The sequence below is a fragment of the Flavobacterium marginilacus genome (genome assembly GCF_026870155.1).
Lineage (GTDB): Bacteria > Bacteroidota > Bacteroidia > Flavobacteriales > Flavobacteriaceae > Flavobacterium > Flavobacterium marginilacus.
The window spans coordinates 2,361,560-2,376,502 of the sequence record NZ_CP113975.1 but is presented as its reverse complement, the minus strand read 5'-3'; the positions used below and the strand labels follow the sequence as shown (position 1 = coordinate 2,376,502).

The 14,943-nt window shown below is 32.3% G+C and carries 8 protein-coding genes; all 8 read left to right on the top strand.

The window, feature by feature from the left end:
- The first annotated feature begins 603 nt into the window (after positions 1-603).
- The 8 genes from OZP07_RS10220 to OZP07_RS10185 all read left to right on the top strand — a co-directional run bounded on the left by OZP07_RS10220 (position 604) and on the right by OZP07_RS10185 (position 14,741).
- On the top strand, positions 604-2,952 hold the full coding sequence (locus OZP07_RS10220; protein WP_281638275.1) for a type I restriction-modification system subunit M: 2,349 nt from the start codon (positions 604-606) through the stop codon (positions 2,950-2,952).
- A 12-nt stretch (positions 2,953-2,964) separates the two neighbouring features.
- Positions 2,965-4,044 carry a PDDEXK nuclease domain-containing protein gene (locus OZP07_RS10215; RefSeq protein ID WP_281638274.1) on the top strand — a complete coding sequence of 360 codons (1,080 nt, stop codon included), beginning with the start codon at positions 2,965-2,967 and terminating at the stop codon, positions 4,042-4,044.
- The gene (locus OZP07_RS10210; RefSeq protein WP_281638273.1) at positions 4,037-5,344 is read left to right on the top strand and encodes a restriction endonuclease subunit S; all 1,308 of its coding nucleotides are present in this window, start codon (positions 4,037-4,039) and stop codon (positions 5,342-5,344) included. Before OZP07_RS10215 ends, OZP07_RS10210 begins: the two co-directional genes overlap by 8 nt.
- Positions 5,345-5,364: 20 nt before the next feature.
- The gene (locus OZP07_RS10205; RefSeq protein WP_281638272.1) at positions 5,365-6,225 is read left to right on the top strand and encodes a DUF6615 family protein; all 861 of its coding nucleotides are present in this window, start codon (positions 5,365-5,367) and stop codon (positions 6,223-6,225) included.
- A 4-nt stretch (positions 6,226-6,229) separates the two neighbouring features.
- Positions 6,230-8,035 carry a DUF262 domain-containing protein gene (locus tag OZP07_RS10200; protein WP_281638271.1) on the top strand — a complete coding sequence of 602 codons (1,806 nt, stop codon included), beginning with the start codon at positions 6,230-6,232 and terminating at the stop codon, positions 8,033-8,035.
- Complete coding sequence (locus OZP07_RS10195) at positions 8,032-10,260, top strand: DUF262 domain-containing protein (RefSeq protein ID WP_281638270.1); 2,229 nt, start codon at positions 8,032-8,034, stop codon at positions 10,258-10,260. Before OZP07_RS10200 ends, OZP07_RS10195 begins: the two co-directional genes overlap by 4 nt.
- 4 nt (positions 10,261-10,264) lie before the next feature.
- Positions 10,265-13,303 (top strand): type I restriction endonuclease subunit R, encoded by a 3,039-nt coding sequence (locus tag OZP07_RS10190; protein ID WP_281638269.1) that lies wholly within the window; start codon positions 10,265-10,267, stop codon positions 13,301-13,303.
- A 283-nt stretch (positions 13,304-13,586) separates the two neighbouring features.
- Entirely contained in the window at positions 13,587-14,741 is a 1,155-nt protein-coding gene (locus OZP07_RS10185) for an OmpA family protein (RefSeq protein ID WP_281638268.1), read from the top strand.
- The last annotated feature ends 202 nt before the right edge of the window (positions 14,742-14,943 follow it).

Here is a 14,943-nt window from a genome sequence, read left to right as displayed (position 1 = left end):
AGTTCCTATAAACCTATCTATGATGCGCATTCTATGATGACTTCACGCTTTTTTATTTTGTTCTTAAAAATCAAAAACAAACTAAAAGTCTCCCGCCTTTTCTTTCGTAATCATTTCTAAACTGTATTAATCTCAATGTTATAAATCCTCGAGTCAAGAGAAATTGACAACCTTGATTGGATTCAAACTTATAAGCTTATGCCTTACAATTTGAAAAACGCAATCAGCATAATAGCTGTATAGCAAAACTTGAAGCTGCTTGGCTGGAAATTACGATTGAGTACATGTCTATTTTACAGCATTCAATGCATAATGAGGTTTCTAAATTTATATATGAAGATTGGTAAACCTACTACATCATACGATCCCCGCTCCAGAATCCTTTCTTTGTAACACAAGTGCCGAAATCTTATACTGACAAAATAGTCTATCCTCTTTGGAGAGCTGTCCCAATTTGTGTACCATTTTATGCTGCAGTTCTTATTTTTAATAGGTTATTTTACTGAATTTAGCTAGTTTTACAAATCCTATATTCGCTACATTTTATTGCGAAAACAAATCAGATATAGCAGCCGTAAAAAAAATAATACAGTATTAAAATCAATGAATCAATCCGTACATAATAAATTAGTTTCCTTTATCTGGTCAATAGCAGACGACTGCCTTCGTGATGTTTACGTTCGCGGAAAATACCGTGACGTTATTTTACCAATGGTCGTACTTCGCCGTTTAGACGCTTTACTTGAACCAACCAAAGACGCTGTGATGGAAGAACTGGCTTTCCAGCGTGATGAAGCTGGATTTACCGAATGGGATGAAAACGGATTACGAGGAGTTTCAGGTTATGTATTTTACAACACCAGTGAATGGACTTTACAGCGTTTGCACAATACTGCAACCAATAGCCAACAACTGCTGCAAGCTAATTTTGAGGATTATTTGAACGGTTTCAGCAGCAACGTAAAAGAAATTATCGAAAAATTCAAATTACGAAGCCAAATCCGACACATGGCAACTAAAGATGTGCTGCTGGATGTATTGGAAAAATTCACCTCTCCAGATATTAATCTTACTCCTTTTGAGAAATTAGACAGTAACGGCAGAAAACTTCCGGCACTTTCTAATTTAGGAATGGGCTATGTTTTTGAAGAACTGATTAGAAAGTTTAACGAAGAAAATAATGAAGAAGCAGGAGAGCACTTTACACCTCGTGAAGTAATCGACCTGATGACGCACATTATTTTTGACCCTATCAAAAACAATTTACCGCCTGTTATGACCATTTACGACCCGGCATGTGGCAGCGGCGGTATGCTGACCGAAGCTCAAAATTTCATTAAAGATGAAGAAGGCGAAATTCGTGCCATCAATTCGGATGTGTATTTGTACGGAAAGGAAATCAATGACGAAACCTATGCCATCTGTAAATCGGATATGATGATTAAGGGAAACAATCCCGAAAACATTCGTGTCGGTTCTACCCTATCTACCGATGAATTTGCAGGAACTACTTTCGATTTTATGCTTTCCAATCCGCCTTATGGGAAATCCTGGGCAAGTGAGCAAAAATACATCAAAGACGGAAAAGATATAATTGATACTCGTTTTCAAATCAAATTAAAAAATTATTGGGGAATCGAAGAAGATGCCGATGCCATTCCGCGTTCTTCGGATGGACAGCTGTTGTTTTTAATGGAAATGGTCAGCAAAATGAAACCACTTTCTCATAGCAAAACAGGAACACGTATTGCTTCCGTTCATAACGGCAGCAGTTTGTTTACAGGTGATGCAGGAGGCGGCGAAAGCAATATCCGCCGTTATATTATCGAAAACGACTGGCTCGAAGCCATTGTGCAATTACCCAATAACTTATTTTACAATACAGGAATTACCACCTACATTTGGATTTTAAGCAATAACAAAACGGACAATCGTAAAGGTAAAGTGCAACTGATTGATGCCGGACAATTATACCGAAAACTGCGCAAGAATTTAGGAAACAAAAACTGTGAGTTCGCTCCGGAACACATTTCTGAAATTGTAAAAACCTATACCGATTTGCAAGCGATTGAAAGAAAGGCTGCTGAAGGTATTGCCTCCAAAGTTTTCGACAACTCTGATTTTGGCTACTACAAAGTAACTATCGAAAGACCAAAACGATTAAAAGCACAGTTCACAACAGAGCGCATTGCCGAATTGCGTTTTGATAAAAGCCTGCGTGAACCGATGCAATGGGTGTATAAAACCTATGGTGAAGCGATTTACACCGAAATCAGACAACACGAAAAAGCTATTACCGATTGGTGCGAAAAGCAGGAACTCAACCTCAACGCCAAACAATTGAAAGCGTTGACTACCGAGGCACTTTGGAAAAAACAATTCGATCTAATGACCTTGGGTACTACGCTAATGGATGCAGTAGGAACAGCCGAATACAATGACTTTAACAGCTTCAAAGATAAAGTAGCTGCTGTAGTTAAAATCAATAAATTAAAGGTAAGTGCTTCTGAACTAAACGCTGTTTACAATGTTATTTCGTGCTACGATGCCAATGCAGAAAAAGTTGTAAAAAGCATCGTAAAACTAGCAGGAGACAAACTAAAGCAACTGCTTGAAAAGTTAGACTGTACCGAAAAAGAGCTGCCTAATTATGGTTTTTATCCAACGGCTAAAAAAGGAGAATTCCTGACCTATGAAACTGAAAGTGATTTACGTGACACCGAAAATGTACCGCTAAAAGAATCGATTTACGATTACTTTTTACGCGAAGTACAACCACACGTTTCTGAAGCCTGGATAAATCTGGAGGCAACCAAAATTGGCTGCGAGATAAGCTTTAATAAATATTTCTACCAACACAAACCTTTGCGCAGCATTGCAGAAGTGACTAACGATATTATTGATTTAGAAAGGCAAAGTGATGGATTGATTGCAGAAATATTGGCTTTATAAATACATTTCAGGATGCAAATACTAGACAACGAATACAAACAATGGCTCTTTGAATTAAAATCAAAAATCCGTTCGTCTCAAATAAAAGCGACATTGGCATTGAATGCGCATTTAGTGTCATTTTATTGGGAATTAGGCAAAATGATTGCCGAAAAACAAAAAACATCTCCGTGGGGAAGTAAATTATTAGACCAAATTTCAAAAGACTTAAAAGTGGAATTCCCTGAAATGAAAGGGTTTTCTGTTACAAATCTTAAATATTGTAAATTGTTCTATCTTCAATTTACAAATAGTCCTCAAGTTGGGGACGAATTAAATATAATTAGTCCTCAAGCTGGGGACGACTATTTATTTTCACTGCTAAAACAAATTCCTTGGGGACATATCAAACTTATTATCGATAAGGTAAAGGACAATAAAGTGGTTCAATTTTATGCCCAACAAACTATAGAGAATGCGTGGGGAAGAGAAACTTTAGCCCTGCAAATCAAATCGCAATTATTTGCAAGACAAGGAAAATCGATAACCAATTTCAAAAATACCCTGCCAGAACCGCTGTCCGATTTGGCACAGCAAACGCTAAAAGATCCTTATGTTTTCGATTTCGTAACGATGTTTCCAAAAATGAAAGAGCGTGATTTAGAAAAACAATTGGTCACACAAATCTCTAAATTCTTATTGGAGCTTGGCAAAGGTTTTGCTTTTGTAGGACAGCAATACCCACTCGAAATTGGCGAAAAAGAATACTTTTTAGATTTACTGTTCTACCACATCAAACTGAAATGTTATGTAGTGGTTGAATTAAAAAACACCGCTTTTATCCCCGAATATACAGGAAAAATGAATTTTTATCTCTCGGCAGTCGATACGCTTTTGAAACAAGACGATGACAAACCGACCATAGGAATACTATTGTGCCGAGACAAAAACAATATCGAAGCCGAATTTGCCTTACGGGACATCAACAAGCCTATAGGCATTAGCGAATTTTTGTTTACCGAAATCCTACCCGAAGAACTAAAAAGCAGTTTGCCGACCATTGAAGAAATTGAAAACGAATTACTAAACCGAACCGATACCTCTGATGAATAATACCATTACAAAATTACAAACCTATTCTAGTTACAAACCTTCGGGAGTGGAATGGCTGGGGGATATTCCTGAGCATTGGGAGTTATCAAGATTAGGAGTTTTGTTAAATCCAATTTCTACAAATAATAGAACTGATTTATCCCTATTATCGATAACAAGAGAAAAAGGAGTTATTTTGAGAGATTTAGAAGATGAAGGAGCAAATCATAATTTCATTCCAGATGATTTATCAAATTATAAAGTTCTTTTGAAAGGACAATTTGGAATGAACAAAATGAAAGCTTGGCAAGGTTCTTATGGAATTTCTGATTATGATGGAATTGTTAGTCCTGCTTATTTTATTTTTGATTTGGATAAAAAAATGACACCTGAATATTTTCATTTAGCTATTAGAAGTAAATTATATGTTTCTTTTTTTGGTTCTGCTTCTGATGGCGTAAGGATTGGCCAATGGGACTTATCAAAAGAGCGAATGAAACAAATTCCTTTTTTAATTCCATCTTTAAAAGAACAAACTGACATTGCTCAATTTTTGGACGACAAGACCGCCAAGATTGACCAAGCCATTGCCATCAAGCAACAACAAATTGAATTACTCAAAGAACGCAGGCAAATACTCATTCACAAAGCCGTTACACAAGGAATAAATCCTGATGTAAAACTAAAAGACAGCGGTGTGGAATGGATTGGGGAGATTCCGGAGCATTGGGAGGTAAAGAGGTTGAAAGATATTTGCTCAATAAATTTAAACTCATTACCTGAAAACACTAATAAAAACTTTGAATTTAAATATGTTGATATTGGTAGCGTGAGTATAGAAAAGGGAATATGTAATATTGAAGAATATACATTCAAAAATGCGCCCTCAAGAGCAAGAAGAATTGCAAAAACAGGAGATACAATTATATCGACTGTTAGAACATATTTAAAAGCCATTGATTTTATTGATGAAATTAAATCTAAGTATATTTATTCAACAGGCTTTGCAGTATTACAACCTAAAGAATTTATCTATCCAGAATTTTTGGGCAACTTCGTAAGAAGCGATGCTTTTACAGAACAAGTAACTGTAAATTCAAAAGGAATGAGTTATCCCGCAATTAATAGCACTGATATCGGTAGATTAACTGTAGTACATTGTGGATATGAAGAACAAAAGCAAATTATTGAATATATAGAAACCGCTAATACCAAAATCTCCACAGCCATTTCGTTAAAAGAGCAAGAGATTGAGAAGTTGAAGGAGTATAAAATGAGTTTGATAGATGGGGTCGTAACGGGGAAAGTGAGGGTAAGTTAAAATAAAAAAAAAATAAGGATATGAGCTTATTAAGTACATCAGCAAGGTGTAAGTTGTTTGAAGAGATAGCTGAAAAATTATGGAAAAAAATAAGTAGGGCGCATGAAGTAAATATTAATTTGTCTGAAATTGGAATCACTTCTGATATAATGGTCGAAATTTTACAATACAATAAAAGTTTAACAAACTTTGATGTCTATACAAAAAAAGCTGTTGATGAGAAAACGTATGGAAATGATATCGATTTATTTGTTGAAACAAACCTTAATGAATATAAATGGTTTGCCTTGCAAGCTAAAATTTTAAAAACAAGCGGTGAATATGATAAATTACGATATGTAAGCGGTGGTGATTTACAGTGGGATAAACTTTTATTACTTGAAGGAATTTCTGGATGTGAAAGTTACTATTTACTATATAATGGTGACGGAAAAGGTACCTACAATTATTCAGGTACTGATAGATGTGAAAGCACTTTTTCTGAATCTCAATTTGGTTGCTCTATAGTTAAAACCAAAGATGTTATTAGGATTGCAAGTAGAACAAATACAAGAGGTAATTTCATCAAAGCAAAATTTGCGGATTTTCATCATTCGTTTGCTGAACCATGGAGGGTATTAACATGCTGTTATCATAAAACTGAAGGAAAAACACTTTACGCCTTAGAAGAAATTAAAGAATCTGATATAAATTTTAAATTAATTACGCTAGTTGATAAAGAAGAAGAAGAAGAAGAAGAAAAAAGTGAGAAAGATATAGATAATGAAAAAGACATAGATAATGATATTATAGACAATAATCGTATCTCAATTGCCAAAAGAGAAGCAAAATGGGATCCTAGTTTGAGAATAGTAATCCATAGGACAGACAATTTAAAATAACAAAATGAGTCAATTATTATATAGTGTTGAAGAAGTTTTTTCAGAAGATGGTTATTTAAAAGAACTTAAAAAGGAATATTATAATATTCCACATTATCAAAGAGGTTATAAGTGGGAACCTAAAAACGTTCAAAAATTACTCGAAGATATAGATAATTTTAAGCACGCAAACGATAAATTTTATTGTTTGCAAAACATTACAATTGTAGAAAAAGAGAACTATTTTAATGTAATAGACGGACAACAGCGATTAACCACTCTAACTATTCTTTTATCTTATTTAAACAAAAAAGAATTAGTCTTTAATAAAGTACGTTTTCCTGAAAACTCAATAAGAAAAGAGACTAACAGTTTTTTGAATAAAATAATAACGAACACATTAGCTTCATTTCCAGAAAATAGTTGGGAAGGTTTTACTAAAAAAAATGAAAATTATGATCATCAAGATATTTATCATATCTATAGAGTATACGAAGCAATTGAAATTTGGTTTGATGAAAAGCAAAGAAATGAGCCTACTTTTGATGTAGTTATTTATACCGAAAAATTACTAAACTCTGTAAAATTAATTATAAATAAAGTAGAAGGCACGACAAGCGAAGAAAAAATATTTGGAAATCTTAATTCTAAACGTGTGCCTTTGGATGGAGCAGATTTAGTAAGAGCGATTTTAATAACTCGTGTTGCTAATGAAGAAGGAAAAAGAGAAAGTGATATAAAAAATATAGTTCGAGTAAACGAAAGAAGAGTAAAAATTGGATGGGAATTAGATCAGATAAATAATTGGTGGAGTCGTGATGATGTTAAACAATATTTTTCAAATTTTGTAAATGTTAAATCAGAAGAAATAGGTGTTAGTAATAAACTTTTTGACGAAAAAAAATATCCAATAAATAATTTATATTTATTATTTGCTGAAAAAAAAGGAGATAAAAAATTAACTCTTGAACTAATAGAGAAGCACAATAACGATGCATTAGGATTATATAAAGAAATCGTAAAACTCCACAGCACTTTACAAGATTGGTTTAATGATCGAAAAATATACCATTTTTTGGGATATTTGTTTAATCATAAATCTAATAAAACATTTAATTTTAATACAGTTTGGAATCTTTGGGAAAAATGTACAACTAGAGATCAATTTATTGAAAAACTTAAAGGATTAATGCTAGAAGTAGTTTCAATTGACAATGAACTAATCAATTTTACTGATAGTAATGTCAATTGGTATTATGACAATCCAGAAAAACTTGTTCAGACATTAGTTTTAATGGATGTGATATATTCATTAAAAGAAAATCATAATTTTTTACCTCATTTTGCTTTTACTAAAAAAAGCAATGATATTGAGCACATTTTTCCGCAAAATCCAAAAGAAGTTGAGAAGCAAAAAGAATATATAGCATTTTTAAATAAAACTTATGTTGGAAAAAACAAACAATTTGATTTGAAGGATTTTGATTCTAAAAAAAATGATGAAAAATATCAAGAAAAAATCATCTTATTCATTAAAGAACAAACAAGCTCTTTCAAAATTAATTCTGTTGGAAACCTAGTCCTATTATATTCTTCGCTCAACAGAAGCATAAGTAATTCAAAATATGCTGATAAAAGGGCTAGAATTATTTCATTTTACAATGATGGTAATTTTATACAACCGCATACATTTAGCGTTTTTGTTAGAAACTTTAATGACGACAAAGATGAGAATAAAGATTATGAACATTGGACTAACATAGATATAGAATCTAATGCGAAATTTATTTCTAAAACAATAGAAAACTTTTTTAACATACAAAAACCATGAGTACAGTAAAATCAATGCAAGAAGTATCTGTTGAGCAATTAATGAATAATTATAATTTGATTGTTCCTGAAATTCAACGAGAATATGTGTGGGGTTTTAATGATTATGGAATACTAGATACTTTTATTCAAGATATTACAGAAGGATTTAAACTAAACAACAAAATAGATGAAGCTACAGTCTCTGAGATTGAAACAATTAAAAAATTAGTTGATACAACAAGCGATGAAACTACTAGAAAAAGTTTAAATAATATTCTTGATTGCTTATTGAGTAAGTCAAGTCCTATAAATATTGGTTTTTTATATTCATATAGACCCGGTTATTATGTTTTTAATGATCGTAACGATGATTTATATTTAATCGATGGACAGCAAAGGTTTACAACATTATTTTTAATACTATATTATCTATCAATTAAAGAAGGAAAACAAAAAGATTTTATATCTACTTTTAGGTTTAACAAAGATATTGAACAAATTGCATTTGATTATAGAGTAAGGACATTAACACATAATTTTTTTATTGATTTACTTAGTAATGCAAAATCTGTTGATGATTTATTAAATATAAGAAATAAGAATTGGTTTTTATCCAACTATGATAATGATGTTACAGTAAATGCAATTGTTGGGCAAAAAACAAATGAGAAATCGGGAGTATTCAATAAACTTAATTCCCATTTTGAAAATGATTCTAATTCATATTATGAATTTGTAAAAACGCAAATTAAATTTTGGCATTTTAAAACAGAGGAGACTTCACAAGGTGAAGAGCTCTATATAACTATGAACTCTAGAGGTCAGCAGTTAGCGGATAATGAAACTATTAGAGCTAAATTGTTTGACACTGATTTAGTAAAGTCAAATCCTTTAGAATGGGGCGAAAAGTGGGAAATATGGCAAGATTTCTTTTGGAAAAATAGAGATAAATCTAATAATGAAATTACTGCCGATGAAGGATTTAATGAATTTTTAAGATGGATTCAGATAATAAAAATGACTGAAATTCAAGAGGTTATTATAGATGATGACAACGAAGATTCCTTAGATAAAAAAGATATTATTGCAATTATAAAATGGGGAAAAGGAAAAAAATTAGATGCTAAATATTTAAGTTTAGATGAAATTGATTATTATTTTAGGGCTTTAAAATATTTATTTGAGTCGTTTCCTAACGAAATGGAAAAATTAAAATCAAATTACTCTACTTATTCTAACTTCAATTTAATTGAAAAACAATGGTTATGTCCAGTAGATAACAATAATAGTATTATTCAAATAGATAGTTTTCGCCTTTTGCCAATTTTATACTATTGTAAAAATAGAATAGAATTAGATGGGACTATTGATTCAGTTAAGTTATTTCGAGTAATTCGTTTTTTTTATAACCTCAGAAGTGATGCTACAATTATGAAAGCATCAAGTTTACTGACGATTAATGCAATAAAATTCATTGGGAATTTAAGTAGCAATAGTGATATTACTGATATTCTAGATTTAAAAGGTATATCTGTTTCAATTTTAAATAAAGAAGAAAGAAAGAAACTTCAAATTATAAAAAAATCTGAAAATCGCTTCAGGACAGAAGATCTTTTTTGGAGAGCTGAAGATAATGAGCAAAATGAGGGTTCAATAATACATTTAATTGAATTTAGCAATCCACATATAATTAGTAATCAATTTAACCTTGATGATTTTGAGGAAAAACTAATCATCTTTGAGGAATTTATTCAAAAGAAACATTATATATGGGGGAATTTAATTGCTACAGATGTGTACACTGAATCATTTGACAGAATTAGTTATATTGGTAATTGGCATAAACAAGAAGGATTTTTACAATTAATCTCTACTAAACAAGGATTAAATACAATAGGGTTAAAAGAATTTTTAATACATGTACAAAAAAAATTTATTCAAACTTACAAAACAGCGGATGATATTATAAATGAAAAGTCATTCAAGAAACAAATCTATATTTATTACATTTTACAATTTAATTCAATTATCATAAATGCTCCTAAATGGAACTGGGATTTCGGATGGAATTTTGGTGCTTTTGCTTCTACTTCAGGATATAAAACCTTTTTTACTGATGGAGTTATATTTCAGTATTTTAGAACTAATTTCCGAGAAAAGGATGACAAAATGTTATGGATTCATAAAAATATTAAAAATCAAAATTTGATTATTGAAAATTTATTAAACTGGTCTAAAGAATAATACTATGCCTAGCCAAACCAACGAACAAGCTCTAGAATCTGCTATAGAAAAAAAACTAACAGGTAGTTCGCTCGAAGAACTAAAACAAGAAGGAAATATACAAGAGCGTAAGGAATTGTACCGTTCGGGCAATGGCTATTACATTGGCTACGCCAATGACTTCAATGCCAAATACGCTATTGATGAGGTTCGTTTTTGGCATTTTCTGGAAACTACTCAAGCCGAGGAGTTAGCCAAATTGCAAAAGCAAAATGACTGGAAACTCAAAATTCTGGAGCGCTTGGATCGTTTGGTTAAAAAATACGGCATTTTGCGTTTGCTTCGCAAAGGGTTGGAAGTCGATGATGCCCATTTTACTTTATTATATGTCTTGCCTTTGCCCAGTAGCAGTGCTTCGGCAAAAGCCAATTTTGAGAACAATGAGTTTAGTGTTTCTCGTCAAATTAGGTATTCGGTACTCAATCCGAGAGAAGAAATTGATATGGTTATTTTTGTCAATGGTTTACCCATTGCGACGATGGAACTCAAAAACCACTGGACAGGACAAAACGCCAAAGTTCACGGTCAAAACCAATACAAAACTAAAAGAGATATAACCCAGCCTTTATTAAACTTTGGGCGCTGCATCGTGCATTTTGCAGTCGATACCGATGAAGTGTATATGACGACCAAACTAGACGGCACTAATACTTTTTTTCTGCCCTTCAATTTAGGACATAATTACGGTAAAGGCAATCCGCCAAATCCTTTTGGGCATAAAACTTCTTATTTATGGGATGAGGTTTTAACACGCGAAAGCGTGGCCAATATCATCCAGCATTTTGTGCGTTTTGATGGTACAGAAAAAGACGGATTGAGCAAACGTAATTTATTCTTTCCGCGTTACCATCAAATGAATGTGGTGCGGCGAATTATTGTCGATGCAAGTAAAAATGGCGTTGGACAAAACTATTTGATTCAGCATTCGGCAGGTTCCGGAAAATCAAATTCGATTACCTGGGCAGCCTATCAGCTGATAGAAACCTATCCTGAAAGTGATACGATTCCAGGCAGTAAAGGAATATCCAATCCCTTGTTTGATTCAGTAATTGTTGTTACTGACAGGCGATTATTAGACAAACAACTTCGGGACAACATCAAAGAATTCTCAGAAGTAAAAAATATTGTGGCTCCTGCCTACTCTTCAAAAGAATTAAAAGAAAGTTTAGAAAGCGGCAAACGCATTATCATTACAACCATTCAAAAATTTCCTTTCATCATTGATGGTATTGCCGATTTAAGCGACAAACGCTTTGCTGTAATTATTGATGAAGCGCATAGCAGTCAAGGCGGTTCGGCTGCTGATAATATGAATCGTGCCATGGGTAAAGCCAGTAATGAAGAGGAAGACGAAGACCCACAAGATAAAATTATTGAAGCCATGCGTTCCAGAAAAATGCGGGGTAATGCTTCGTATCTGGCTTTTACCGCCACACCAAAGCCCATCACTATAGAGAAATTTGGAGTTTTACAAGAAGATGGATCTTTCAAACCGTTTCATTTATACTCTATGAAACAAGCGATTGAAGAAGGGTTTATTTTGGATGTTCTGGCCAACTACACCACCTACAAAAGCTACTATGAAATAGAAAAATCTATTGAAGACAATCCGCTATTTGACACCGCAAAAGCACAAAAGAAATTACGTGCTTATGTAGAACGAGACAAGCAAACCATTGCCACGAAAGCCGAAATAATGTTTGAGCATTTTATTGCCAATATCATTAATAAAAAGAAATTGAAAGGCAAAGCGAAAGCAATGGTAGTGACTCAAAGCATTGAATCGGCTATTAAATATTATTCTGCTTTAAAAAGCATATTGAAAGACAAAGGAAATCCTTTTCAAATTGCTATTGCATTTTCAGGAAAAAAAACGGTTGATGGCATAGAATATTCAGAAGATGCTTTGAATGGTTTTCCCGAAAAAGACACGCGTGATAAGTTTGGTGATGATGAATTTAAAATGTTAGTGGTTGCCAATAAATACCTGACAGGTTTTGACCAGCCCAAGCTAACGGCTATGTACGTTGATAAAAAACTGCAAGGTGTTTTGGCGGTACAAGCCTTATCCCGATTGAATCGTGCTGCAGATAAATTAGGAAAGAAAACAGAAGATTTATTTGTATTGGATTTCTTTAATTCAGTTGATGATATAAAAACAGCATTTGACCCGTTTTACACCGCGACTTCTTTAAACAGTGCTACAGATGTAAATGTACTGCATGAAATAAAAGGTGTTCTGGACGAAGTTGGTGTTTACGAATGGTTTGAAGTAGAAGATTTTGTAACTAAATATTTCAATAAAGTAAATACTCAGGAATTAAGTCCCATAATTGATGCTGCGGCTGACAGATTCAACTTTGACCTGCAATTGGAAGACAGTGAAAAAGCTGACTTTAAAATCAAAGCCAAACAGTTTGTAAAAATTTATGGGCAAATGGCAGCGATACTTCCTTATGAAGTACTTAATTGGGAGAAGCTTTTTTGGTTTTTGAAATTTTTAATACCAAAATTAATAATCACAGATGGCAGTATTGATGCATTAGACGAATTATTAAATTCAGTCGATTTATCCACCTACGGTTTAGAACGTGTAAAATTGAATGAATCCATTGTTCTGGATGAAATTGAAACCGAATTAGACCCACAAAACCCAAATCCAAGAAGTGCTCATGGCGGTGATGAAGAAATTGACCCTTTGGATTTAATCATCAATAGTTTCAATGAAAAATGGTTCCAAGGATGGGAAGCCACACCAGAAGACCAAAGAATTAAGTTTGTTACCTTAGGTAAATATATTCAGGCACATCCTGATTATTTAACTAAAGTAGCAGCTAATACCGATGTTGCAAACCGAGATTTAGCGTTCCGAAAAATATTGGATGAAGTAATGTCGAAACAACGAAAAACAGAACTGGATTTGTATCGCTTGTATGCTAAAGATGAGGCTTTTCATCAAGCCTTTTTAGATACTATGAAACGAATGGTTGGGGCAAATATGTAATATTTCAAGTTTAATTCTTAGAGCCTGTTTACGTTTTATTTATTGGCTCTCTTATGACGATTTTTGGCTACAACTTCGTTAAATTTTTATACAATAGCTCTGCTATTTTATAAAAATCTGCCTAGTTTCACTCAAAAATCATCTAATAATAAATCTCAAAAATAAAATTTAAACAGGCTCTTAGATGTGACAGAACCGCCTCACGCTGTTTCTAATTATAAAGAGAAGTATCGCAATATAAGTATTTACTTTCCGTTTAAATTAAAAAACTTACTCAACAAAAATGACTAAATTGTTTAGATTAACTACAGTTTTTATGCTTGTATCCTTAAAATTAATTTCTCAGAATTTAATTTTAAATCCAAGTTTTGAAGAAATTCGATACACGCCTGATTCAATTAGTGCATTTAATGAAAATGTAAAATACTGGTCAACTCCTAATGATGGCACAACAGATTTATTTGATATTAATGCAAAAAATCATATGATTTCCATTCCTGAAAATTACAATGGACACCAAACTGCTAAATTTGGTGAAAAATATGCTGGATGTTACTTTTACGCTGAGAATAACTATAGAGAATACATACAAGGACACATAAAAAGTCCTTTAGAAAAGGACAAAGATTATAAAGTGTCATTTTATGTTTGTCTAGCAGAAAAATCCAAGTATGCACTAAGTGACTTAAGTTTTATTCTTTCAAATCCAAGATTAAACCTTCCAAGTTCAGATTATTTATCCGACAATTCACTAAAAAATTTATGGTTAAATAGCTCTTCTAAACACTCTATTGAAAATGAAAACTATTATACGAATTCAGATAACTGGACCTTAGTTTCAAAAGTAATTAAAGCAAAAGGGGGAGAAAACTATATTGTAATTGGAAATTTTAATAATGATTCAAAAACTAAAAAGAAAAAAATCAATAGCAATGCAACTCATAACTGTTCATATTACTTTATAGATATGGTTTCAATAGAGCCATTAAATAAGGTTGTTACTTTGATAAAACCCAATTCGGACAATATTGTTGAGAATAAAATAAATAAAGTTATTGAGAAAGAAACTATAGTACTTGAAAAGACATATATTTTAGAAAACATCAACTTTAAATCAAATAGTATTGATTTAAATGAAGATGCCATAGATGAACTCGAAAGAATATTCAATTTTTTAAAGAAAAACAACAGTACTGAAATATTGATTTCTGGTCACACTGATGACGTTGGAAGTGATGAGTATAATCAAAGACTATCTGATGATAGAGCCCAAGCAATAGCAGAATATTTAAGCAATAAAGGTATAAGCTTGACGAGAATAAAAACGATTGGATACGGTAATAGTAAGCCAATAGAATCAAATAAAACAGAAGAAGGTCGAAATAAAAATAGACGAGTAGAATTTAAAATAACTAAAAACAACAATGTCTATGAGTAATTGCTTGTTCTCATATACTTAGAGTCTGTTTAAGTTTTATTTATTGGCTCTCTTATGATGATTTTTGGTTACAACTTCGTTAAATTTTCATACAATAGCTCTGCTATTTTATAAAAATCTGCCTAGTTTCACTCAAAAATCCTCTAATAATAAATCTCAAAAATAAAATTTAAACAGGCTCTTAAACAGTACTATTTTTAAT